Origin of the sequence: Kitasatospora sp. SUK 42, from assembly GCF_015776785.2 — a bacterium.
Taxonomy (GTDB): domain Bacteria; phylum Actinomycetota; class Actinomycetes; order Streptomycetales; family Streptomycetaceae; genus Kitasatospora.
The window spans coordinates 1,746,666-1,769,378 of sequence record NZ_LFMD02000002.1 but is presented as its reverse complement, the minus strand read 5'-3'; the positions used below and the strand labels follow the sequence as shown (position 1 = coordinate 1,769,378).

The window sequence follows — 22,713 nt, the reverse complement described above, 5'->3', positions numbered from 1 at the left end:
GGTTCGGAGCCCTGGGTATGCCCCTGTCACGTCCACGCTGACCAGTGCCTAAACCTCGTCGAACCGATGAGTCGACATTCCCCACCCGGGCTCGACCACCCTTTCGGCGGAACCTCCCTGGCCGACAGGATCAGCACTGCCGGAAGGGCCGCAGCGGACGCGGCCGCCGGCCCCGGACTCCCAACCAGGGCCCGGGTAACGCGATGTACGTCTCTCCCTCGGAGGAAGAGGAACATGCGTAAGACCGCTGCCAAGCTGCTCGCCGTCGCCGCCCTGGCGACCTCCCTCGCCACCGTCGCCGCCGGCACCTCGGTCGCCGACCCGGCGAGCCTGCCCAACTCCCAGGACATCGTGGGCGTCGGCTCGGACACCACCCAGGCCGTGCTGAACCAGCTCTCCACGGACTACAACGCGACGCTGACCGACCCGAACGCGCCGCACCTGTACAGCTGGGACGCGATCCCCACCGGCACCATCACCACCAAGTCCGGTGCCACCCCGATCACCCGCCCGAACGGCTCCGGCGCCGGCATCACCGCGCTGAACGGCAACACCAGCGCCACCGTCGACTTCGCCCGTTCCTCGCGCGCCCGTCAGGCGACCGACCCGGCCACCGACGACTTCATCGCCCTGGCCAAGGACGCCGTGACCTGGTCCGCGGTCAACGGTGGCCACGCCCCGGCCAAGCTGAGCGCCGCCCAGCTGAACGCGATCTACGCGTGCACCACCACCAACTGGACCCAGATCGACCCGACGCTGCCCAGCGCGACGATCCACCCGATCCTGCCGCAGGCTGCCTCCGGCACGCGTTCCTTCTTCCTGGGCGCCATCGGCAACCCGACCCTGGGCTCCTGCGTCGTCACCGGCCCGCAGGAGAACGAGGGCGTCGACCCGCTGCTGCTCAACGACGTCGACGCCGTGTTCCCGTACTCGGTGGCCCACTACCTCGGCCAGACCGTGGGCGGCCACAGCACCCCGGCCGACTCCGTCGGCAACCTGACCCTGCGCAACATCTACGTCAGCCCGACCCTGACCCTGGTGCCGGTGACCAACAACGTCATCACCACCAACTTCGCCAACTCCTCCTTCGGCCGCGTGGTCTACAACGTGGTCCGTGACGCCGAGTGGACCGCCACCGACGCCCACGGCACCGCCCTGCGCGCGATCTTCGGCCCCGACGGCTGGATCTGCAACGACGCCGTCGCCAACGCCGACCTCAAGAGCTACGGCTTCCTGCCGACCCCGGCCTGCGGCACCGCCTACTGATCCACCCCGCTCCTCCCGGCGGCCGCGGGTCCTCGACCCGCGGCCGCCGGCCCGGTCCCCGCACCGAATCCCTCCCTCTCCCAAGGAGTTCAGCATGTCCCGCATCTCCGCCCGGCTCGTCGCCGCCGGTGCCGCCGCCGTCCTCTCGCTGACCGCCCTGAGCGGCGCCGCCGCCGCCGACACCGCCCCGGTCACCGCGACCGGCAACGCCGTGATCAACGAGAGCAACACGTTCCTCCAGTCGGCGGCCGGCAACGGCGTCGTGATCATCCCGCTGCCGCAGGCCACGCCCTCCTACGACAGCACCACCGGCTTCTCGGCCTCCTTCCCGGTCGCCGGCGCCAGCGTCAACCTGGCCGGCTACTACGGGAACGTGCAGCTGGGCGGCAGCCTGCTGTTCATCGACTTCGCCACCGGCAAGAGCGTGACCTTCAAGCAGATCGCCTTCAGTGCCGACGACTGGCGCGTCACCGGCGTTCCGGCCGGCGGCACCACCCCGGTCCCGCTGCTGAAGCCCGCCGGCGTCGTGCGCACCACCAAGTCGGGCACCACCCAGACGCTCAGCGCGTCGGACCTCAAGGTCGACGCGAACGGCGCGCAGTTCCTGGACACCCAGCTGAACACCACCTTCTTCACGTCCGGCCAGTCGGTGGGCTCCCTCTCGCTCACCGTCGTCAACGGCTGACCCTGCTCGACGGCGTACACGGGCCCGTACCGGCAGGTACGGGCCTCTTCTCGTCGGATGCCGTAACCGTTATCAGACCGTGCTCATGAGGAAGGGTCAACTCCGCTACGGAGTCGCCACGTTGGGGTCTCGTACACGCTGGCGACCGGATCCGGCCACTTCTGGCTGGCCGAATGGATGTGTACCGGAATCGCTTGCCGGCCGCAGCCCGACCCGCCCTCCCGCGCCGCGTCCCCAGCGGTGCGGACTTCGCACGGAGGTGCCCGCCATGAGAGTCCGACTGCCCGACCGGACACATCCGAGACGGTGGCGTCGCCGACTACCGGCGATCACGTTGGTCTGGTCGGTGGTGGTCGCCCTCGGGGTGGTGCCGATCGGCCTCGGGACGGCCCCCGAGGCCGTTGCGGCGTCCTCCGGTTCGGCCGTGACCGTGCCAGGGCCCGAGGTGTGGATTCCGGACGCCCAGTCCTACGGTCCCAAGGGGAGCGTCACCGTCTCCCAGACCAAGGACCTCTCCAACCAGGTCATCCAGGTCTCCTGGAGCGGCTTCACCCCGACCGTGGACTCCAACGCGATGCCGGTCGTGCTCACGCCGCCCAACGGCAACGCGGCGTACTACCCCGTCCGGGTGTACCAGTGCCGCGGCACCGACCCCAAGATCACCGACTGTTACGGCAGCACCCTCTTCAACGCCGACGCGGCCGCAGGGTTCAACCAGAAGACCCCGGCCCCCGGCACCACCACGCCCGACTTCCCGAGCAACATGGTGCTCGCCCCGACCGGTCCGGACGGCTCGGGCGCGGTCAACATCGAGGTGTGGACGGCCAACGAGAGCAAGAACCTCGGCTGCGACCCCACCCACCCCTGCTCGATCGTGGTGGAGCCCAACTACGGCGGCGACAGCCGTGCGATCTGGAACCGCAAGGGCCTGTTGGACTGCAACAACCACGACGCCGACAACATGATCGAGTACGGCACGGCCTCCGACTTCGTGATGCAGGGCGCGAACCTGCGCAACAGCAACAAGACCAACGAGCAGTGCGCCTGGAACAAGCACGTCACCATCCCGCTGCAGTTCGCGCCGACCCCGGCCGCCTGCCAGGCCGGCCACGCGGACTTCGAGGCCGCGGGCCTGGAGATGGCGAACCGCGCGATGATGCAGTGGCTGGCCGGTCTGTGCCAGGGTGACAACCCGCTCAACGTGCGCTACAGCCCGGCCGGCGGCGAGCCCCAGGCCCGCGCGGGCTTCCTCGGCGGCGGCAACGGCATCGCCCTGACGGCCCGCCCCGACACCCAGTCACCACCCGCCAGGCCGTACGTGTACGCGCCCCTGGCGACGAGCGGCATCTCGGTGGCGTTCCTGGTGGACGACCCCGTCTCGGGGCGCCAGATCAGGGACATGAAGCTCAACGCCCGCCTGCTGGCCAAACTGCTCACCCAGTCCTACGCACCCGTGGGCAACGACGTCATCGCCTCGGTGAAGGGCAACCCGACCTGCATCTTCAAGGATCCGGAGTTCCAGAAGCTCAACCCGCTGCCCCCGAGCAGCGGCCTGGCCTGGCCGGCCAACTGCGATGCGGGCTTCACCAGCCCCACCGTCATCGGCGGCACCTCGGACTTCACGTACCAGCTGACCTCGTGGATCGCCTCCGACCCGGACGCCGTGCGCTTCCTCGACGGTGAGCCCGACCCGTGGGGCATGCACGTCGACACCTTCTACACGCGCCCGGCGTTCTCGGGCTACCCGGTCGACGCCTTCGTCCGCCAGGACTCCAGCGGCTTCGTCGGCGCCACCAAGGACCCGCTCAACGTCTGGAAGCAGTACGAGTGGAACCCGCTGATCCTGGGCCTGTCCAGGGTGGCGCGCACCATGCTCTCGGGCACCTCCACCTGCTCCAACACGGACCCGAAGGCCGACGGCACGCACGCCGCGTGCCGCTCCCAGCTCGCGGGCGAGCGCACCCTGTTCGCCATCATGGACTCCGGGCAGGCGAAGGCCTACTCGCTGCCCGAGGCCCAACTGCTCAACCCGGCCGGCGACTTCGTCTCGCCCGGCACCTCCACCTTCCAGGCCGCCGTCGCCGACATGCCGACCGACCCGGCCACCGGCGTGCAGCAACTGCCCTACGGCACCCCGGACACGGCGTTCTCCCGGGACCAGCACGCCTACCCGCTGACCACCGTGCAGTACGCGATGGTGCCCACCCAGGGCGTCGACACCGGCAAGGCGGCGAGCATCGCCAAGTTCCTGCGCACCGTGACCACCAGCGGCCAGGTGTACGGCATCCAGCCCGGCCAGCTCGCCAACGGCTTCCTCGCCCTGACCAGCGCCCAGCGCCAGCAGGCCCAGGACGCCGCCGGACACGTCGAGGCCCAGGACGGCAAGCTGCCCGGCAACCAGGTCGCCCAGCCCACTCCGCCGTCCGGCGGTGACAACGGCACCACCGGCGGCTCGGGGAACACCGGCACGGAGACCTCGGGCACCGGCGGTACGGCCGGCGGCACCAGCCCGGTGAGCAACGAGGGCGGCGGTTCCGCCGCGGGCGGCACCGGCACCGGTTCCTCCGACGGCCTGTCGTCCTCCGGCACTTCCGGCGCTTCCGGCACCTCCGGCACCGTCGGCGGCACGGGCGAGACCGCGGGCGGCGCCCCGGCCGCGCCGGGCGCCCCCGCGGCGGGCGCCAAGCCCAGCGCGAGCGCCACGCCGACCAGCGGACCGCTGGCCGCCGCCCCGGTCGCGGCCGGCACCCCGGCCCCGGACCGGCCCGGCGCCGCCCGGCTGCTGCTGCCGATCGCGCTGATCGGCGGCCTGGTGCTGCTGGTCGGCGGACCGGCCGCGCTGTTCCTCGGCGGCACCCCGGCCGGGGCGAGGGCGCTGGCCGGAGCCCGGACCCAGTGGTCGCGGCTGCGCCGCAGGCCCTGACCCGGTACGCCCACCGCTCGGCGGGGCCGCCGTCCCGGCCCCGCCGAGCACTTCCCTCCCCCGAGGTAGCGCCCCGGACCCTCATCGAGCACGCCCGTTCCCGAGTACGGAGAGCACACATGACATCCGCCGCTGAGCCCGCGGCACCGTACGCCGGGTCGCCAGGCCGACCCGACCACGGGCCCGACCAGGACGTCCCCCGCGTCATCACCGCTCCCGCGACCCCCGGAGACCGGGTGTTCCGCGGCGTGCTGCGGATGGCCGGCCTGTCGGTGTTCGCGATCATGGGGCTGATCGCCTTCTTCCTGATCCTGCGCGGCTCCGACGCGCTGCGCGCCGTCGGCCTGTCCTTCCTGACCGAGCAGAAGTGGCAGACCGCCGCGCACAACTTCGGCATCGCCGCCGTCCTGCCCAACGGCCTGCTGATCGCCGTGATCGCGCTGGTGATCGCCGTTCCGGTGGCCCTCGGCACGGCGATCTTCATCTCCGAGTACGCCCCGGTGCGGCTGCGGGCCGCGCTGATCTCGCTGATCGACCTGATGGCGGCGATCCCCAGCATCGTCTACGGCCTGTGGGGCCTGTTCTTCCTCCAGCCGCGGATCATCGGCTTCGTCCGCTGGATGGCCAACCACCTGGGCGACACGATCCCCTTCCTCAAGGTGCGCACCGGCGACATCGGCACCTCCTACACCTCCTCCACCTTCATCGCGGGTGTGGTGGTCGCCCTGATGATCATTCCGATCATCACCTCGCTCAGCCGGGAGGTGTTCTCCCAGGCCCCGCAGGGCGAGCGGGAGGGCGCGTACGCGCTGGGCTCGACCCGCTGGGGGATGGTCCGCACGGTCGTGCTGCCCTTCGGCAAGGGCGGCGTGATCGGCGCGGTGATGCTGGGATTCGGCCGGGCGATGGGCGAGACGATCGCCGTCGCGCTGATCATCTCGCCGAACTTCAAGGCCATCACCCACATCCTGGAGAACGGCGCCAACTCGATCTCCGCACTGATCGCGCTGCGCTTCGGCGAGTCGGACACCCTGTCGCTGTCCGCGCTGATGGCCGCCGGTCTGGTGCTGTTCGCGCTCACCCTGCTGGTCAACGTGGCGGCCGGCTTCGTGATCAACCGGTCCCGCTCCGGCTCCGCGACGGCGGACTGACCATGACGGACCGTCAGACCGCCCGCCACCCGAACCGAGAGGGGACGACCCGATGACGACGCTCGACCTGCCGCCGGTCGCGGCCCCGGGGCCGGCCGCCGACCCCGCGCCCACCCAGGCCGCAGCCCCCCGCCCCGAACGGAAGGTCCGGCTCGGCGGCATCACCCGCGAGGACGTGTTCACCGTCGCCGGCGCGGCGATCGGCTCGCTCGCGCTGAACTGGATGCTCTACGAGCGGGTCCTGCCGTTCAGCGGCGCCTTCGGGTTCCTGATCTGCTGGTACCTGCTGTTTCTGGCGGGCTACTTCGCCCTCGGCCGGCTCCAGTGGCACCGGCTGATGGTGCGCGACCGGCTGGTCGGCGTGGTCGCCTGGAGCTCCGGGCTGCTGGTCGTCGCACTGATCGTCGACCAGATCGGCTACGTCCTCAGCCGCGGCTCCGAAGCCGCCCAGCACCTCAACTTCTTCACCCAGTCGATGGACCACACCGGCCCGCTGAACCCGATCACCGACGGCGGCGCGCTCAACGCCGTCGTCGGCTCGCTCGAACAGCTGGGCCTGGCCACGCTGTTCGCGGTGCCGCTGGGCATCGCGGCGGCGGTGTTCATGTCCGAGGTCGGCGGCCGCATGGCCCGCCCGGTGCGCACCCTGGTCGAGGCGATGACGGCGCTGCCGTCCATCGTGGCCGGCCTGTTCGTCCTCGGCGTCGTGATCATCACCTTCGGCTTCGAGAAGAGCGGCTTCGCCGCCTCGCTCGCCCTGACCGTGATGATGATGCCGATCGTCACCCGGGCCGCCGAGGTGGTCATCCGCCTGGTGCCCGGCACCCTGCGCGAGGCCTCGTACGCGCTCGGCGGCAGCCAGTGGCGCACCGTGTGGAACGTGGTGCTGCCCACCGCCCGGCCGGGCCTGGTGACGGCGGTCGTCCTCGGCATGGCGCGCGGCGTCGGCGAGACCTCGCCGGTGCTGCTCACCTCCGGGTTCACCTCGCAGTTCAACGGCAACCCGTTCTCGGACCACCAGGTGTCGCTGCCGCTGTACATCTGGAACTACGTCAAGCAGCCGTACGACGGCATGATCGCGCGCGGATTCGCCGCCGCCCTGACCCTCATGATCGTGGTGCTGATCCTCTTCGTCACCGCGCGCGTGCTCGGCGGCCGCCGCCCCGGGCAGCTGACCCGCGCCCAGAAGCGCCGGATCGACCGCGACGCCCGGCGACTGGAGAAGGCCGCCGCCGGCGCCGTCGCCCGCCCGTACGCCCTCCGGCCGCAGGAGCAGCAGTGATGTACCGCCCAACCGCTTTCCGTACCAGAGGAGTTCACATGTCGAGGGGCCTCAGGCGCTCCATCGCCCGGCTGCTGGCGGGGGTGCTGTCCCTGCTGCTCGCCGGAGCCTCCGTGCTGCTGGGACAGACCCCGGCGTACGCGGCCACTTCGCTGAGCGCCGACGGCTCCAGCTGGGCCGGCCCGGCGATCGACCAGTGGCGGCAGGACGTCTCCCCGCAGGGCATCCAGATCAACTTCAACCCGATCGGCTCGGCGGCCGGCCGCAACCAGTGGGCGATCGGCCAGGACGACTTCACCGCCTCCGACGTGCCGTTCCGCTCCGCGCCGGACACCGGCCTCGGCCAGGCCGGCCACGGCGCCGGCTCGGGCGAGCGGGAGAACCCCGTCTACGGCTACTCCTACGTGCCGATCACCGCGGGCGGCACCACCTTCATGTACAACCTGGTGGTCGCCGGCAAGCAGGTCCGCGACCTGCGGCTGTCCCCCCAGACCATCGTGGACATCTTCACCGGCAAGATCACCAACTGGAACGACCCCAAGATCACCAGCGACTACGGCAAGGCGCTGCCCAGCCTCCAGATCACCCCGGTGATCCGCTCCGACGGCTCCGGCGCCACCGCGCAGTTCACCCGCTGGATGGAGCACACCCACAAGGACCAGTGGGACGCCTACTGCCAGTCCGTCAACGGCGTCTCCTGCGGTGACTACACCGAGTTCTTCCCGCCCTCCGGCCGCATGGTCGCGCAGAACGGCTCCGACGTCGTGGCCGGCTACATCAAGGCCCCGTCCAACGTCGGCACCATCGGCTACGACGAGTACGCCTTCGCCAAGCGCAGCAACTGGCCGGTCGTGAAGGTGCTCAACCAGGCCGGCTACTACTCGCTGCCGACCGCCTCCAACGTCGCCGTCGCGCTCACCGCCGCCAAGATCCGCGGCGTGGACGACGGCACCCCGGCGACCGACCCGAACTACCTCCAGCAGAACCTCGACGGCGTCTACACGATGAACGACCCCCGCGCCTACCCGATCTCCAGCTACAGCTACCTGATCGTGCCGCGCGCCGGGACGCCGGCCCCGCCGCCGCGCTTCACCAACGACAAGGGCGCCGCGCTCAGCCGCTTCCTCGCCTACGTGCTCTGCGAGGGCCAGGGCGAGGCGGACGGCCTCGGCTACTCGCCGATCCCGCGCGGCCTGGTCCGCGGCGGGCTGTTGCAGACCAAGAGCATCCCGGGCAACGCCAGCCCGGTCGACCCGGACACCCTCTCCAACTGCGCCAACCCGACCTTCAACTCGGCCGGTGAGCTGACCGTCCTGAAGAACGCGCCGATGCCGAGCCCCTGCGACAAGCAGGGCAGCCCGCTGGACTGCACCGTGCAGAACGGCCAGCCGGTCAAGACCGGTGCGGGCTCCGGCGGTTCGAGCGGCGGCTCCGGCGGCGCGGCCGGCGGCTCCGGCGGCACTGGTGGCACCGGCGGTTCCGGTGGCACCAGCGGTTCCGGTGGATCCGGTGGTTCCGGCGGAAGCGGGGGCGGCGGCAACGGCACGGCCGGCGGCACCGGTGCGGGCGGCTCCGGTGGTACGGGCGGTACGGGCGGCGCGGCCGCCGGTGACCCGAACGCGGCCGGCGGCGCCGGCGACGGCTCCGGCGGGGACCAGATCGACCCGCAGACCGGCCAGGTGGTCGCCCGCGGCCGCGGCGGCTCCACCGAGGTCGCGGCCAACGTGGTCGAGGTCGGCGGCAAGCCGGAGGACTGGACGCTGTCCACCCTCACCGCGGTCGAACTGCTCGCCGTGGTGCTGGTGCCGCCGCTGCTCGGCCGCCGTCTGCTGCGCCGGCGCAAGAGCTCGGACGGCGCCTCGTGACCGCCCCGGTGCTGGAGAAGCCGGTCGTCGCACCGGCGCCCGTGACCCCGGCCCCCCGGGCCGCCGCGCCCGCCGCCGTCACGCCCGGGCGGCGGCGCTTCCTCCAGGGTGCCTGGGCGGTCAGCCTGCTGGCCGCGCTGGTGCTGGGCTTCGTCGGCTACCTGTTCACGGTCTCGCACGTCCAGGAGCGGCACTACCAGTCGACCGCGTACAAGACCTTCAAGGACCAGCTCGCCCGGGCCGTCGCCCCGACCGGCCCGGCCGCCGACGGCGAGCCGGTGGCGCTGCTGGACATCCCGGCCATCGGCCTGCACCAGGCCGTGGTGGTCGAGGGCACCGCCGGCCGGGACCTCATGCGCGGCCCCGGCCACCGCCGGGACACCGCGCTGCCCGGTCAGGGCGGGGTCGCGGTGGTCTTCGGCCGCGGCGCCACCTTCGGGGCGCCGTTCGCCGAGCTGTCCAAGCTCCGGGTCGGCGACAAGATCGAAGCCACCACCGGGCAGGGCAAGTTCACCTACACCGTCAACGTGTACGGCGACGGCGACCACCCGATCAGCGACCCGGTCCGCAACCGGCTGGTCATGGTCACCGGCGACTCCGACTGGATCCCCGGCTCCACCGTGATGATCGGTGCCCGGCTCGACGGCGACCCCGAGCAGAACCCCGGCGGCCGCCCCTCGACCGTCCCGTACGACAAGGCGCTGGCCGCCGACAAGGGCGCGCTGGCCGCGCTGCAGCTGTGGTCGCTCGCCCTGCTGGGCGCGGTGGTCGGCGCCCTGCTGCTGGCCCGGTACTGGCGCCGCTCGGCCGCCTACCTGAGCTTCGTGCCGGTCGTCGGCGCGGTGCTCTGGGCGGTCTACGAGAACGCCGCCGCCCTGCTGCCCAACCTCTACTGACGCGCGCCCGGAGGCCGTACCGATGACCGACACCACGCACCAGCCGTACGACGCGGCGGCCGACCCGGCCGCCGACACCCTCACCCTCCCCCCGGTCGTGGACGCCCGCTCCGGCGACGAGCCGCTGGCCGGGCTGGAGACCCGGGACGTCTCCGCCTGGTTCGGCAGCCACAAGGTGCTGGAGCGGGTCTCGCTGGGCATGCCGGCCGGCGAGGTCACCGCGCTGATCGGCCCGTCCGGCTGCGGCAAGTCCACCTACCTGCGGATCCTCAACCGGATGCACGAGATGATCCGCGGCGCCGCGCTCGCCGGCGAGGTGCTGCTGGACGGCGACGACGTCTACCGCCCCGGCCGCCGCCCCGCCGAGGTGCGGCGCCGGATCGGCATGGTGTTCCAGCGTCCCAACCCGTTCCCGGCGATGTCCATCCAGGACAACGTCTCCAGCGGGCTCAAGCTGGCCGGGATCAAGGTGTCCAAGGAGGAGCGCCAGCACCTGGTGGAGACCAGCCTGCGTCGCGCCGGCCTCTGGGACGAGGTGTCCACCCGGCTGCACACCCCGGGCGGTGCGCTCTCCGGTGGCCAGCAGCAACGCCTGTGCATCGCACGGTCGTTGGCCGTCTCGCCGGACATCCTGCTGATGGACGAGCCGTGCTCCGCGCTCGACCCGACCTCCACCCGGAGGGTCGAGGAGACCATCGCCGAACTGCGCGGGCGGCTCACCATCGTGATCGTCACCCACAACATGCAGCAGGCCCAGCGGGTTTCGCAGAGCTGCGCGTTCTTCCTGGCCACCCACGACACCCCGGGCCGGATCGTCGAGGCCGGGCCGACCGAGCAGATCTTCGAGAACCCGCGCGACCAGCGGACCTCGGACTACGTCAACGGCCGCTTCGGCTGAGCCCGTTGAGGTTCCCTGGAGCGGCTGCCGTCCGACCGCCGGTTACCGGCTACCGGCCAGCAGCCGCTCCAGCACCGCGGCGACGCCGTCCTGCTCGTTGCTCACGGTGTGCAGCGGCACCGCCGCCAGCACCTGCGGGTGCGCGTTGGCGACGGCGTACGCGGTGCCGGCCCAGGCCAGCATCTCCAGGTCGTTCGGCATGTCGCCGAAGGCCACCACCTCGCCGCGGTCGATCCCGTGCTCGGCGCACCAACGGGCCAGCGTGCTGGCCTTGGTGACACCCGGCGCGCTGATCTCCAGCAGGGGGATCGGCGCGGAGCGGGTGATCTCGGCCAGGTGCCCGGCCGCCGCCCGGGCCTCGGCGAGGAAGACGTCCGGGTCGAGGTCCGGGTGCTTCGCCAGCAGCTTGAACAGGCCCCGCACCGGGCCGCCGTCCGCCAGCAGCTCCTCGGCCGGGCCGATCGCGCGGACCTCGGTGTCGCCCCACATCAGCACCTCGTACCCGGGCTCGCGGGCCCACCCGTCCGGGTACTCGAAGGCGAAGGCGGTGCCGGGCAGCTTGGCCCGCAGCGCCTCGACCACCGCCAGCGTGGTGCCCTCCGCCAGCGGGAAGTACTCGACCAGCTCGCCGCGCCGCACGTCCACCACGGCGCCGCCGTTCGAGCAGATCGCCACCCCGTGACCGCCGATGTGCGGGCTCACCTGCTGCATCCAGCGCGGCGGCCGCCCGGTCACGAACACCACCTGCACCCCGGCCGCCTCGGCCGCCGCCAGGGCCGCGGCGGTGCGGTCGCTGACGGTGCCGCCGGAGCAGAGCAGGGTGCCGTCCAGGTCGGTGGCGATGAGGCGGGGGGCGGTGCGGGGTTCGGTCACCGGTCCATCTTCGCCCATCGGCGGTGCCCGGTCACCGTCGAGGCCCCCGGTCCACGGGCGGCCGACCCGGGGCGGGTTCCGGCCCTCCAGGCGCCGTTTCCGGCCGATTCGCCCCCGTCCGGGGTGTCGCTCCGGGCCGAACGGGCAGGACTTTCCCGGTCACCCCGTCGGCAGGAAGAGCCATGCCCACTCGCCAGCTCCGCGACGCTCCGCCCCCGACCCACCGTCCCGTCGCCCCTGCTCTGGACGCCCCCGAGGCCTCCCGCGAGCCGGTCCTGCTCGGCGACGTCCTCTTCCACACCCTCGCCGAACTCGCCCGCCGCACCCCGGACCCGGCCCCCGCCCTCCCCACCCAGCGCACCCGCCCGCACCCCTAGGGCGGCCCTGGCGTTCGGGTTCCGTGGCGGAGACGACGGAAACGGCCCGCAGCGCGTGCACGCTGCGGGCCATCCGGGTCAGTCCAGTTGGGCGAGGCCCTCGGTCGCGATCCGCTCGAAGACGGCGAGGTCGTTCTCGAAGATCGAGTCCGGGACGGGCCAGTGGATCACCAGCTCGGTGATGCCCAGCTCCCGGTAGGTGCCGGCGAAGTCCACGAAGGCGTCCAGCGACTGGAGCGGCTTCTCCGCGGTCGAGCCCTGGAGCAGCATCTTCTCCAGTGTCGCCACGTCCCGGCCCTTCGCCTCGCAGGCCGCCGCCAGCTTGCCGATCTGCTGGGCGATCACGGCGGGAGCCTGCTCCACCGGCACGTCCGCGGGCCCCTTCGGGTCCCCGTACGTCACCCAGCCCTGCCCGTACTCCGCGGCCAGCCGCATCCCGCGCGGCCCGGCGGCCGCGACGTAGAACGGCACCCGCGGCGTCTGCACGCACCCGGGGATGTTCCGTGCCTCGACGGCCGAGTAGTACGTGCCCTCCCGCGTCGTGGCGTCGTTCCTCAGCAGCTCGTCCAGCAGCGGCAGGAACTCCCCGAACCGGTCCGCCCGCTCCTTCGGCGACCACGCCTCCTGCCCCAGCGCCGTCGCGTCGAAGCCCGTCCCGCCGGCCCCGATCCCCAGCGTGACCCGCCCGCCGGACACGTCGTCCAGCGTGATCAGGTCCTTCGCCAGCGTCACCGGGTGCCGGAAGTTCGGCGAGGTCACCAGCGTGCCGATCCTGAGCCGCTCGGTGGCCGTGGCCGCCGCCGTCAGCGTGGGGACGGCCCCGAACCACGGCTCGTTCTGGAACGACCGCCAGGACAGGTGGTCATAGGTGTACGCGGCGTGGAACCCGAGTTCCTCGGCCCGTCGCCAGACCTTCTGCCCCTCGGCCCATCGGTGGATGGGGAGAATCACCGTACTCAGTCGCATGCCCCCGACCCTACGGGAGTCGTCAGCGGCAGCGCCCTCGGACTTGAGGACCTCTCTTGTCCCGAATGAAGCCGGTGCCGCGCCCCGGCCCGGATTCCCCTCCAGGACACGACCTCCGGTGCGGACCGGCCTCCTGTCGGATTCAACGCCGCAGCCAGCTCAGCAGGGTCGTCGCCGTGAACACCGTGCCCGACGCCAGCCAGACCGCGCGCGGGGTCAGCCACCCCGGGCCTTCCAGGGGCCGGGACTGCGGGACCGGAGCCAGCAGCGCGTCCGCGAAGGCCTGGGCGGTCGGCGGTCGGTCCGCCGGCTCGACGGACATCGCGGCCCGTAGCAGCAGGGCGACGTTCGGTGGGAGCTCCGTTCCGGCCGGGAGCGCCGGCAGCGTCGAGGCGGTCGGCCGGTCGGTCATCAGGGCCGCGGCGCGTCCGCCCGGGCCGAACGGCTTCTGCCCGGTCAGCAGCTCGTAGGCCACGACGGCCAGCGCGTACACGTCGGCCCTCCCGTCGAACCCGCCGGTCTGGAAGGCCTGTTCCGGTGCCATGTACGCGGGCGTGCCCGTGGTCACCGTCAGCCCGGACGCGTCGGCCAGTTGCTTCGCGCTGCCCAGATCCGCCACCAGCACCGCGGCGGGCGCAGGGCCGGTGGCGAGCAGCAGGTTGGACGGCTTGACGTCACGGTGCACCACGCCCGCCTCGTGCAGGACCTGGACCGCGTAGCCCGCCTCCGCGGCCAGCCGCAGCGCCTCCTGCGGGTCGCACTGCCCGACCCGGTCCGCCAGGGTGCCGCCGCGTACGTAGTCCATGACGAAGTAGGGCCGGTCCTCCTGCACCCCGACGTCGTGCACCCGGACCACCCGCGGGCTGGCGATCCGGCGCAGCAGCCTCGCCTCCGCCAGGAACCGCTCGCGCACATCGGCGTTGGCGGCCCAGTTCTCGGCCAGCACCTTCACCGCGACCTCGGTGTCGAGCTCCGGATCGTAGGCCTTCCAGACCGTGGCGAAGGAGCCGGCTCCGAGCCGCTCCAGGAGGAGGTAACGGCCGAGCTTGCGCATGTGGCAGCATTTTGCCGGAGTCGGGGGGAGCGCGGAACTCCCGTACGACGGGCGGGATGCCAGGCGGGACGGAACGGGGGGATCCGGGTGTTCGAGGAAGGCGAGCTGGAACGGCTCGTGGCGGCTGCTCAGGCGGGGGACCCCGGGTCGACGGAGTACCTGCTGGCCAAGCTGCGGCCGGTGGTGCTGCGCCGCTGCTCGCGCTTCCTGCCCCACCACGCCGACGCGGAGGAGGCGGCGCAGGACGCGCTGCTGTCCATCAGCACGCACCTGGGCGAGTACGGCGGCCGCGGGTCCTTCCTGGGCTGGGTGACGGTGATCGCCTCGAACGCCGCCCGGTCCACCTACCGCTCGATGCGCCGGCGCGCCGAGGACAGCCACGCCGACCTCCCCGAGCCCGTCGACCCGCGCACCACCAGCGTCATCGCCGGGACCCGGCTCGACCTGATGGAGGCGCTGACCGCGCTGGAGCAGCGGCACCCCACCCTGGTGGAGTCCTTCGTGCTGCGCGACCTGTGCGACCTGACCTACGCCCAGGTGGCCGAGGAGCTGGACACCCCGTTGGGCACGGTCAAGGACCGTATCCACCAGGCTCGCCGCTTCATGCGCGAGCGCCTGGCCACCGGTCTGTGAACGGCGGTCCCGCGGCGGGCGGCGGCCGCGCCGCCGTCCGGCCCCGGTCCGCCGTCGCCGCCCTGGTGGCGGCCGCCGCGCTCGGGCTGGCGACCGGCCGATTCCTCCTGCCACCGCCCCCCGGCACCACCACGCACCCGGCAGCGCGGTCGGGTGCCGCGGTCGGCGGGGCATCCCAGGGCGCGTCCGCTCCCGCGACGCCCGGCGTGTCCGGCCCGACGCCCGCGCCCTCGGCCTCCGGCTCCGCCTCGCCGACCGGTGCGACCGGGCCGGTGACGACCGCGAACCTTCTGGAACCCGCGGCGTTCAGCCCGGACGTCGGCATCGGGCAGATCCACGTCACCGACCGGTACGGCGACGGGGCTTACGCCAACGTGGCCTGCTCCGGCGAGAAGACCCTCAAACAGACCCTGGGCGGTCCCGGTGCCCACTTCCGCGGACTGATGACCAGCACCCGCACCGACCCGGGCGACCTCACGCGGGCCGCCGACCACGCCGACCAGGTCGCCCGCGAGGTCGCCGCCGCGGCCCAGAGCCCTTCCCTGGCACAGAACTTCGCCGAGCGTCTGCTGCTGGAGGAGGTGCCCTGTCAGGAGGAACCGCCAGGGCACTGGGTCTACGGAAGGACCACGACGCTGCAGCTCGCCCCGGACGTCACCGCGAGCTGGATGGGCGCCTACCAGGGATCCCTCAACACCAACGGCACGGCGCCCGAGGGCAAGGAGCCCTGCGGCGGCATCGCCGTGCTGCGCAGCGGCAGCCACTACGGGGTGCTGGAGGTCGACGCCTGCCTGGGGACGGCCGCGATGGACCGCGTCGTCAGGACCGCTCTGTCACAGCTGTGAAACAGCCGGTCCGGGCTCCAACTTTCCCTCCTCCGGCGGCATCTCCCCGGTTGTACGAGGACGCAGCAGGCGTCCCGACCAGCAGGGGGACCAGATGACCGAGAACCAGGCCGTCCAGCAGAAGTCCGTTCGCCGCAACCGGGTCGCCGCCGCGGCCTGCTTCGCCGCCGCACTGATCACGGCCGGCGTCGTCGGCACCCAGTCGGCCACCGCCGACGGGGCCGCGCAGCGCACCGCGGTCGCCGCCCACCCGGCTGCGGTTGTCGCGCCCGGACTCGGCTCCGCCGCCCTCGTCCAGAGCGAGGACTTCCAGCAGGGCCTGAACCCGGTCGGCGCGACCATCGCGCTGACCGGACGTCAGGGGCTGTCCGCGTGCTCCGGCGAGGAGACGATGCGTGACCTGACCAAGGGCAAGGCCACCGCGTACGCGTCCGTGACCTGGACCTTCGACACCAACGGCCGACTGACCGAGTCGGCCGCGAGCGCCCCCACCGGGACCGAGGCCGCCACCTGGGAGCAGCAGCTCGTCGCGCTCGTCCAGGACTGCCAGGACGAGCCCGCCGGCCACTGGTACTACGGTGCGGCCCACACCCTGACCGTCACCGGCGGCACCGCCCACTGGTACCCGGCCTACAACGGCGACGGCACCGTCAGCGGCGGGGTCGCGGTCCTGCGCAGCGGCACCAGGGTCGCCGTCGTCGAGCTCACCAGCCAGCCCACCGGCGCCCCGGCGTACGTCGAAGGCATCGCCACCGCAGCACTGAACCGCCTCTCCTCCTGACCGGCAGCCCGGCTCCGCCCGCGCCGCCGGGCGGAGCCGGCCCCGAACCACTCGGCACGGCACGGGTTGTACGCGGCGTGGAACCCGAGTTCCTCGGCCCGCCGCCAGACCTCCTGCCCCTCGGCGACCTCGGCGACCTCGGCGTGCCGGTCGTGCCGGTTGTGCACGTCGTCGGCCCGGGTCTCGCGGCCGTGGCCGCCCGACCCCTAAGGGAGGCCGCTCCCGGCGTCATACCAGAGCAGCATGCGGCCTCGTCATTCCAGCCCATGGTCCTTGCGGCGGGGGCCCGTTACGTTGAGGGCGTGTCCACTGCTGTCATCAAGACCGAGGGCCTCACCAAGAGGTTCCCCCGGGTCACCGCGCTCGACCAGCTCACCGTCGAGGTGCGGCCCGGGGTCGTCGGGCTGGTCGGGGCCAACGGGGCGGGCAAGTCGACCCTGATCAAGATCCTGCTCGGGCTCGCCCCGGCGACCTCCGGCCGCGGCGAGGTGCTCGGGCTGGACATCGCCACCCAGGGCTCCGAGATCCGCGAGCGGGTCGGCTACATGCCCGAGCACGACTGCCTGCCGCCGGACGTCTCCGCGACCGAGTTCGTGGTGCACATGGCCCGGATGGCGGGGCTGCCCGCCACCGCCGCCCGCGAGCGCACCGCGGACACCCTGCGGCACGTCGGCCTGTACGAGGAGCGCTACCGCCCGATGGGCGGCTACTCGACCGGCATGAAGCAGCGGGTCAAGCTCGCCCAGGCGCTGGTGCACGACCCGAAGCTGGTGCTGCTGGACGAGCCGACCAACGGCCTCGACCCGGCCGGCCGGGACGAGATGCTGGGTCTGATCCGCCGGGTGCACACCGACTTCGGGATCTCGGTGCTGGTCACCACCCACCTGCTGGGCGAGCTGGAGCGCACCTGCGACCACCTGGTCGTCATCGACGGCGGCAAGCTGCTGCGCTCCTCCTCCACCGCCTCCTTCACCGAGGCGACGGCCGTCCTCGCGGTCGAGGTCACCGACCTCCCGGGGGACACCGTCGCCGATCCCGGCGCCGCCGTCCGCGAACGGCTGGCCGCGGCCGGCCTGGGCGTCCAGTCCGAGGGCCCGCACCTGCTGCTGGTCCGGCTGGCCGGCGAGGACACCTACGACACCATCCGCGACACCGTCGCCGAACTCGGCCTCGGCCTGGTCCGGTTGGAGCAGCGCCGGCACCGGGTCGCCGAACTCTTCACCGACGCGCAGGACGCGCAGGACGCGCAGGACGCGCAGAACACCCAGGACGACGAAGGAGGTACGGACGATGCCGCAGCCTCCTGACGCCAGGCCCGCCGACACCGGCGTCATCCACGACATCGGTTACCGCGGCTACACCGGCCCCCGCCTCGGCCGCGCCTACGCCGCCCGCTCGCTCTTCACCCAGAGCCTGCGCGCCGCCTACGGCCTGGGCCGCTCCGGCAAGTCCAAGGTGCTGCCGATGCTGGTCCTGGGCGCGGTCACGGTCCCCGCGGTGATCTTCGTCGCGATCGCGGTCGCCCTGCACCGCGACGAACTCCCGGTCGAGTACGCCGGATACCTGTCCAACCTCGGCCTGGTGATCTCGATCTTCCTCGCCTCCCAGGCGCCGGTGCTGCTCTCCCGGGATCTGCGATACCACACCGTCCCGCTCTACTTCTCCCGCCCGATCACCCGCACCGACTACGTCCGGGCCAAGTTCGCCGCCATGGCCTGCGCCCAACTCCTGCTGATGGTCGCCCCGTTGCTGGTGCTGTACGCCGGCGCGCTGCTCGGCGGGATGGACTTCGCGCACAACACCGGGCAGTTCCTGTACGGCCTGGCGGCGGCGGTGCTCTACGCCCTGGTGCCGACCTCGGTCGCGCTGGTGATCGCCGCGAGCACCCCGCGCCGGGGCTTCGGGGTGGCCGCCATCATGGGCTACCTGGCGGTCAGTTCGACGGTGGCCGCCATCGCGGTCGGTCTCAGCAGCCCCGGTACCGGCGGCTCCGACGCCACCCAGTGGACCGCGCTGATCTCGCCGAACGGCCTGGTGGAGGCCCTGGTCAACGAGGCGTTCGACCTCGGCGCCGGCTTCGACCGCCGGCACGCCCCGGGCGGGCTCGGCCTGGTGGTGTTCGCACTCGTCGCCGCGCTCATGGTGGCCGGTTCGTACCGGCTGCTGCTGCGCCGCTATCGGAACGTATAGGGGGGCGGCATGGCCACCATCACCATCGACAAGGTCTCCCGCTGGTTCGGGAACGTGGTCGCGGTCAACGACATCACCATGTCGATCGGCCCCGGCATCACCGGCCTGCTCGGGCCCAACGGCGCGGGCAAGTCCACCCTCATCCACATGATGAGCGGCTTCCTCGCCCCGTCCAGCGGCGCGGTCACCCTGGACGGCGCGCAGATCTGGCGCAACCAGCAGGTGTACCGGCAGATCGGCCTGGTCCCGGAGCGGGAGTCGATGTACGACTACCTGACCGGCTGGGAGTTCGTCCTCGCCAACGCCGAACTGCACGGCCTGCCCCAGCCCGGTGCCGCCGCCCGGCGGGCCCTGGACCTGGTCGAGATGGCGTACGCCAAGGACCGCCGCACCGGCACGTACTCCAAGGGCATGAAGCAGCGGGTCAAGATGGCCTCCGCGCTGGTCCACGACCCGTCCGTGCTGCTGCTGGACGAGCCCTTCAACGGCATGGACCCGCGCCAGCGGCTCCAGCTGATGGAGCTGCTGCGCCGCTTCGGCGCGGACGGCCGGACGGTGCTGTTCTCCTCCCACATCCTGGAGGAGGTCGAGCAACTCGCCCGGCACATCGAGGTGGTGGTGGCCGGACGGCACGCCGCCTCGGGCGACTTCCGCCGGATCCGGCGGCTGATGACCGACCGCCCGCACCGCTACCTGGTCCGCTCCAGCGACGACCGCCGGCTCGCCGCCGCGCTGATCGCCGACGGCTCGACCACCGGCATCGAGGTGGACGAGCGGGAGCGGGCGCTGCGGATCGAGGCGGTGAACTTCCAGGGCTTCACCACCCTGCTGCCCAGGGTCGCCCGGGAGGCCGGCATCCGGCTGTACACCGTCTCCCCGGCGGACGAGTCGCTGGAGAGCGTCTTCTCGTACCTGGTCTCCGCGTGACCGCCGCACCGACTGCCGCGCCGACTGCCGTGACCCGGCGCCAGGACTTCACGACCCGGACCCAGGAAGGGGCCGACCGACCATGAACCCCACCGTCGCCAGGCTGACCCTGCGTGGCCTGCTCGGCCGTCGCCGCGGCGCCCTGCTGCTGGTGGCCCCCGCCCTGCTGCTGATCATCTCGGCGATCGCGAGCCGGTCGAGCGGCGACGCGCACGACCTGACCGTCAAGATCCTCGGGCAGCTGGACCTCGGCACCCTCGTCCCGATCCTCGGCCTGGTGATCGGCACCGGGGTGATCGCCACCGAGATCGACGACGGCTCGATCGTCTACCTGCTCGCCAAGCCGCTGCCGCGCCACCGGATCATCACCACCAAGCTGGCGGTCGCGATCGGCGTCACCTGGCTGGTCGCCGCCGTGCCGACCCTGCTGGCCGGGCTGCTGCTGTACGGGACGAAGGACGGCGTGGCGCTCGGCTACACCGTGGCGGTGCTGGTCGCCGGGGCGGCGTACAGCGCGCTGTTCCTGCTGCTCGGCGTGGTCACCCGGCACGCGGTGGTGGCCGGGCTGGCGTACGCGCTGGTCTGGGAGTCGCTGTTCGGCAACTTCGTCCAGGGCGCCCGGACGCTCAGCATCCAGCAGTGGGGCCGGGCGGTCGCCGAGGCGGTGGCGGGGGACACCGCGATCGGCGCCGACGTCTCGCTCGGGGCGGCCGTCCCGCTGCTGCTGGTGGTCACCGTCGCGGCGACGGTGCTGGCCTCGGTGAAGCTCGCCGGGCTGACCCTGGCCTCGGAGGAGTAGCCCGCACCGGGCCCGGCCTCGGAGGAGTAGCCCGCACCGGGCCCGGCCTCGGAGGAGTAGCCCGCACCGGGCCCGGCCCCGGGGGAGCAGCCGCCACCGGGCCCGGCCTCCAAGGAGTGACCGGGCCCCGGGCGGGCGGCCGCTACAGCGTCCGGTTGCGCCCGGCGCCCCAGCCGGCCGCGCCGACCACGACGGCCAGCACCAGCATCAGCACCAGGGTGGTCTCCCAGCCGCCGGTGAGCTGGTGCAGCGCGCCGGCGCCGACCGGGCCGGCCGCCGCGACCAGGTAGCCGATCGCCTGCGACATGCCGCCCAGCTGGGCGGCACCGGCCGCGGTGCCGGTGCGCAGCACGATGAACGCCAGACCCAGACCCAGCGAACCGCCCTGGGCGACGCCGAGGATGGTCGCCGACACCCAGGCGGCGGAGACCGGGGCGACCAGCAGCATCGCGATGCCGAGCCCGTTCAGGGCGGCCATGGTCACCGCCAGCGTGCGCTGGCTGGTCATCCGGCCGGCCATCAGCGGCACCAGGAAGGCGCCGGCCACCTGCACCAGGTTGGAGAAGGCGAAGACCAGGCCGGCCTGGCCGCGGTCCATGCCGTGGTCGGCCAGGATGGTCGGCATCCAGGCGACGAGGGTGTAGACCAGCAGCGACGAGATGCCCATGAACAGGCTGATCTGCCAGGCCAGCGGGGACTTCCAGATCCCCTCGATCGGCGTGGCCGACTGCTGCACGGCCGCGGCCACCGCCGTCTTCTCCTGCCGGGAGCGCAGCACCTGCGGCAGCCAGGCCACCGCCGCGATCAGCGCGAGCAGCGACCAGGCGCCGAGCGAGGCCCGCCAGCCGCCGCCGAGCGCGTGCTCCAGGGGGACGGAGGTGCCGGCGGCGAGGGTCGCGCCGATCAGCATGGTGGTCGAGTAGACGCCGGTCATGGTGGCCGCGCGGTCCGGGAACTCCCGCTTGACCAGGCCGGGCATCGACACGTTCAGCACCGCGATGGCCACGCCGATCACCACGCAGCCGAAGTACAGCGCCGCCACCGAGGGCAGCACCCGCAGCAGCACGCCCGTGCCCAGCAGCAGCACCGCGCCCAGCACCACCCGCTCGACGCCGAACCGGCGGGTCAGCCGGGGGGTGAGCGGGGCGCCGACGCCCTGGAACAGCACCGGGACGGTGGTGATCAGCCCGCCGGCGGTGGCGGACAGGCCGAAGGTCCGCTGGATCTCGTTGACCATCGGGGAGACGGCGGCCAGGCAGGCGCGCATGTTCAGCGCGACCAGCACGATGCCGGTCAGCAGCAGGACGGGGTGCGCCAGCCGGGAGCGGACGGGGAGCGGGGCAGGGGTGGTGACAACCGGCTGCTGGGCACGGGTGACGGCCATGGGTGTGCTGTTCTTTCGTGAATGTGCGTGGATGCGGACGGCGGAAGGGGAGGCTCGCGCCGTCCTACTTCCGGGCCGCGATGGTCGCGAGCAGCTGCTCGACGGCCGCGGTCGGGCCGGCGAGCAGCGCACGACACGCAGCCTCGGCCCGGTCCGGGTCACCGCTCTCGATCGCGTCGACCAGGGCCTCGTGGGTGGCCACGACCGCCTCGGGCATGTCGTGGTCGCCGAAGGCGGAGGTCATCGCCTCGCGCACGGAGGCGCCGAAGTAGCGGTACACCTCGGTCAGCGCGGGGTTGTGCGCGGCCTCGACGACGGCGGTGTGGAACTCCAGGTCGTGTTCCACGGTGGCCTCGCGGCTGGCCCGCTCGGGGTGCGTCGCGAAGATCTCGGCCTCGCGGGCCAGCGCGGCCCGCATCCGCCGGACGTCCTCGGGGGTGTGCCGCAGCGCGGCCAGTCGGGCGCCCTCGGTCTCCAGCGCGGCGCGGACCTCCAGGACGTCCCGGATGCCGGAGCGCTGGACACCGCGCAGCACCGCCGCGGGGTCGCTGGTGGACCGTACGAAGGTGCCCTCGCCCTGCCGGGAGACCAGCATTCCGGCGTGCACCAGCACCCGGATCGCCTCCCGCACGGTGTTCCGCCCGACCTGCATCTGCTCGGCGAGCTCGTGCTCGGTGGGGATCTGGGAGCCCACCGGCCAGGTGCCGTCGGCCAGCCGGTCCCGCAGCTGGTCGATCGCGGTGTCCACCAGGGAACGCCGTCCGGCCGCCTGCAGGCCGTTGCCGTCGCCGCTCATGCCGGACCTCCCTCCGCGAACACCACTCATCGGTCGTCGGTCATCCTACAACCGCTTGCCCGGTCATCCTACAACTGGGGAGGAACGGCACATGAACGTCCGCCACCCGCCGGATCGGCGGG

At 72.7% G+C, this 22,713-nt stretch carries 21 protein-coding genes; 16 read left to right on the top strand and 5 right to left on the bottom strand.

Annotation, left to right across the window (positions count from 1 at the left end; genetic code table 11):
* Positions 1-234 precede the first annotated feature (234 nt).
* The 8 genes from RZ50_RS07655 to RZ50_RS07620 all read left to right on the top strand — a co-directional run bounded on the left by RZ50_RS07655 (position 235) and on the right by RZ50_RS07620 (position 10,966).
* Complete coding sequence (locus RZ50_RS07655; protein WP_196951142.1) at positions 235-1,266, top strand: PstS family phosphate ABC transporter substrate-binding protein; 1,032 nt, start codon at positions 235-237, stop codon at positions 1,264-1,266.
* Positions 1,267-1,360: 94 nt separating this feature from the next.
* Positions 1,361-1,951, top strand: a complete 591-nt coding sequence (locus tag RZ50_RS07650; protein WP_196951143.1) for a hypothetical protein — start codon at positions 1,361-1,363, stop codon at positions 1,949-1,951.
* A 346-nt stretch (positions 1,952-2,297) separates the two neighbouring features.
* Positions 2,298-4,874: a hypothetical protein gene (locus RZ50_RS29845; RefSeq protein ID WP_217680300.1), complete on the top strand. Its 2,577-nt coding sequence runs from the start codon at positions 2,298-2,300 to the stop codon at positions 4,872-4,874.
* Positions 4,875-4,993: 119 nt separating this feature from the next.
* Entirely contained in the window at positions 4,994-6,025 is a 1,032-nt protein-coding gene (gene pstC / locus RZ50_RS07640; RefSeq protein ID WP_196951145.1) for a phosphate ABC transporter permease subunit PstC, read from the top strand.
* A 52-nt stretch (positions 6,026-6,077) separates the two neighbouring features.
* A complete protein-coding gene (gene pstA / locus RZ50_RS07635) occupies positions 6,078-7,307 on the top strand; it encodes a phosphate ABC transporter permease PstA (protein ID WP_196951146.1) in 1,230 nt (409 codons plus the stop codon).
* A gap of 38 nt (positions 7,308-7,345) precedes the next feature.
* On the top strand, positions 7,346-9,172 hold the full coding sequence (locus RZ50_RS07630) for a phosphate ABC transporter substrate-binding protein PstS (RefSeq protein WP_196951147.1): 1,827 nt from the start codon (positions 7,346-7,348) through the stop codon (positions 9,170-9,172).
* Positions 9,169-10,068: a class E sortase gene (locus RZ50_RS07625; RefSeq protein ID WP_196951148.1), complete on the top strand. Its 900-nt coding sequence runs from the start codon at positions 9,169-9,171 to the stop codon at positions 10,066-10,068. Before RZ50_RS07630 ends, RZ50_RS07625 begins: the two co-directional genes overlap by 4 nt.
* A gap of 22 nt (positions 10,069-10,090) precedes the next feature.
* A complete protein-coding gene (locus tag RZ50_RS07620) occupies positions 10,091-10,966 on the top strand; it encodes a phosphate ABC transporter ATP-binding protein (RefSeq protein ID WP_196951149.1) in 876 nt (291 codons plus the stop codon).
* A 42-nt stretch (positions 10,967-11,008) separates the two neighbouring features.
* Here the strand turns inward: RZ50_RS07620 and RZ50_RS07615 are convergent, their stop codons facing one another.
* The gene (locus tag RZ50_RS07615) at positions 11,009-11,857 is read right to left on the bottom strand and encodes an HAD family hydrolase (protein WP_196951150.1); all 849 of its coding nucleotides are present in this window, start codon (positions 11,855-11,857) and stop codon (positions 11,009-11,011) included.
* Between the two features lie 164 nt (positions 11,858-12,021).
* Between RZ50_RS07615 and RZ50_RS07610 the strand changes: the two genes are divergently transcribed.
* Positions 12,022-12,216, top strand: coding sequence for a hypothetical protein (locus tag RZ50_RS07610; protein WP_196951151.1), 195 nt, complete (start codon positions 12,022-12,024; stop codon positions 12,214-12,216).
* Between the two features lie 78 nt (positions 12,217-12,294).
* On the opposite strand, the gene RZ50_RS07605 is transcribed toward RZ50_RS07610, so the two are convergent.
* Positions 12,295-13,182, bottom strand: a complete 888-nt coding sequence (locus RZ50_RS07605) for an LLM class flavin-dependent oxidoreductase (protein ID WP_196951152.1) — start codon at positions 13,180-13,182, stop codon at positions 12,295-12,297.
* Between the two features lie 142 nt (positions 13,183-13,324).
* Positions 13,325-14,236: a serine/threonine-protein kinase gene (locus RZ50_RS07600; protein WP_196951153.1), complete on the bottom strand. Its 912-nt coding sequence runs from the start codon at positions 14,234-14,236 to the stop codon at positions 13,325-13,327.
* A gap of 87 nt (positions 14,237-14,323) precedes the next feature.
* Between RZ50_RS07600 and RZ50_RS07595 the strand changes: the two genes are divergently transcribed.
* The 7 genes from RZ50_RS07595 to RZ50_RS07565 all read left to right on the top strand — a co-directional run bounded on the left by RZ50_RS07595 (position 14,324) and on the right by RZ50_RS07565 (position 20,411).
* A complete protein-coding gene (locus RZ50_RS07595; protein WP_196951154.1) occupies positions 14,324-14,869 on the top strand; it encodes an RNA polymerase sigma factor in 546 nt (181 codons plus the stop codon).
* Complete coding sequence (locus RZ50_RS07590) at positions 14,866-15,714, top strand: hypothetical protein (RefSeq protein ID WP_217680299.1); 849 nt, start codon at positions 14,866-14,868, stop codon at positions 15,712-15,714. Before RZ50_RS07595 ends, RZ50_RS07590 begins: the two co-directional genes overlap by 4 nt.
* Positions 15,715-15,808: 94 nt before the next feature.
* Positions 15,809-16,495, top strand: coding sequence for a hypothetical protein (locus tag RZ50_RS07585; RefSeq protein ID WP_196947909.1), 687 nt, complete (start codon positions 15,809-15,811; stop codon positions 16,493-16,495).
* Positions 16,496-16,761: 266 nt separating this feature from the next.
* Positions 16,762-17,802 carry an ABC transporter ATP-binding protein gene (locus RZ50_RS07580; RefSeq protein WP_196947908.1) on the top strand — a complete coding sequence of 347 codons (1,041 nt, stop codon included), beginning with the start codon at positions 16,762-16,764 and terminating at the stop codon, positions 17,800-17,802.
* Complete coding sequence (locus RZ50_RS07575) at positions 17,786-18,685, top strand: ABC transporter permease (RefSeq protein WP_196947907.1); 900 nt, start codon at positions 17,786-17,788, stop codon at positions 18,683-18,685. Before RZ50_RS07580 ends, RZ50_RS07575 begins: the two co-directional genes overlap by 17 nt.
* A gap of 9 nt (positions 18,686-18,694) precedes the next feature.
* Positions 18,695-19,612: an ABC transporter ATP-binding protein gene (locus tag RZ50_RS07570; protein ID WP_196947906.1), complete on the top strand. Its 918-nt coding sequence runs from the start codon at positions 18,695-18,697 to the stop codon at positions 19,610-19,612.
* An 82-nt stretch (positions 19,613-19,694) separates the two neighbouring features.
* On the top strand, positions 19,695-20,411 hold the full coding sequence (locus RZ50_RS07565; protein ID WP_196947905.1) for an ABC transporter permease: 717 nt from the start codon (positions 19,695-19,697) through the stop codon (positions 20,409-20,411).
* A 142-nt stretch (positions 20,412-20,553) separates the two neighbouring features.
* On the opposite strand, the gene RZ50_RS07560 is transcribed toward RZ50_RS07565, so the two are convergent.
* Both RZ50_RS07560 and RZ50_RS07555 read right to left on the bottom strand, forming a co-directional pair.
* Complete coding sequence (locus tag RZ50_RS07560; RefSeq protein WP_196947904.1) at positions 20,554-21,795, bottom strand: MFS transporter; 1,242 nt, start codon at positions 21,793-21,795, stop codon at positions 20,554-20,556.
* 64 nt (positions 21,796-21,859) lie between these two features.
* Positions 21,860-22,591 (bottom strand): FadR/GntR family transcriptional regulator, encoded by a 732-nt coding sequence (locus RZ50_RS07555; RefSeq protein ID WP_196947903.1) that lies wholly within the window; start codon positions 22,589-22,591, stop codon positions 21,860-21,862.
* Between the last annotated feature and the right edge of the window lie 122 nt (positions 22,592-22,713).